Raw genomic sequence first — 693 nt, forward strand, 5'->3', positions numbered from 1 at the left:
CCCCAGCCCAGTCCGAATGAATGGCCATGGATTGGGTAGCCGCAAAAAATTCCGCGGCCGTCAAGAACATCGAGTACTGCCTTGTAAAGATCGCTTGCCGTTACGCCAAGGCGGCATGCGGCCACGCCTGCCTCAATTCCGGCAATGGCAACCGTCGTAGATTTCATTCTGCCGCGCGGACCACTTTCCCCGACAACGACAGACCTTGAGAAGTCCCAGACCTAGCCTTCGACAGAAGGCGATGAGGGCCTGCCCCTCAGACCCCGTGAACATCATGCGAACACGACGCCAAAAGCTTCATTGCCCTCATCTCGCGGCAGATCCAATGCTGACGCAAGGAATCAGCCGTCGGCGGCCGCTCAAAATTTACCATTCTCATGAATAGTCCCAAATATTTAACACCTACCGATATCTTGGCGTCTATAGTCCGGGCCGCGCTGGTGGACTTGGAAATATCTCGGCATGTGCGGTTTTAGCGGCTATTTCGGCACTGTCCGGGATGGGAGGGCGCTCCTTGAAAGGATGACGGCTGCCATTGCCCATCGCGGCCCCGATGAGCAGGGGTTCTTCACCACAAAGGCGGCCGGCCTCGGCCATGCGCGGCTGTCCATCGTCGGTCTCGGGGACGGCCAGCAGCCGATGTCCGATGCGACGGGCGATCTGACGATCGCCTTCAACGGCGAGATCTTCAAC

The 693-nt window shown here is 58.4% G+C and carries 1 pseudogene; it reads left to right on the forward strand.

Features of this window, described 5'->3' with window-relative positions:
• Window positions 1-462: 462 nt before the first annotated feature.
• A pseudogene (locus tag EN925_RS38435) lies at window positions 463-693 on the forward strand (asparagine synthetase B); the annotation flags it as partial.

It is taken from the genome of Mesorhizobium sp. M7A.F.Ca.US.006.04.2.1 (assembly GCF_004022915.1).
Taxonomy (GTDB): Bacteria; Pseudomonadota; Alphaproteobacteria; order Rhizobiales; family Rhizobiaceae; genus Mesorhizobium; species Mesorhizobium ciceri.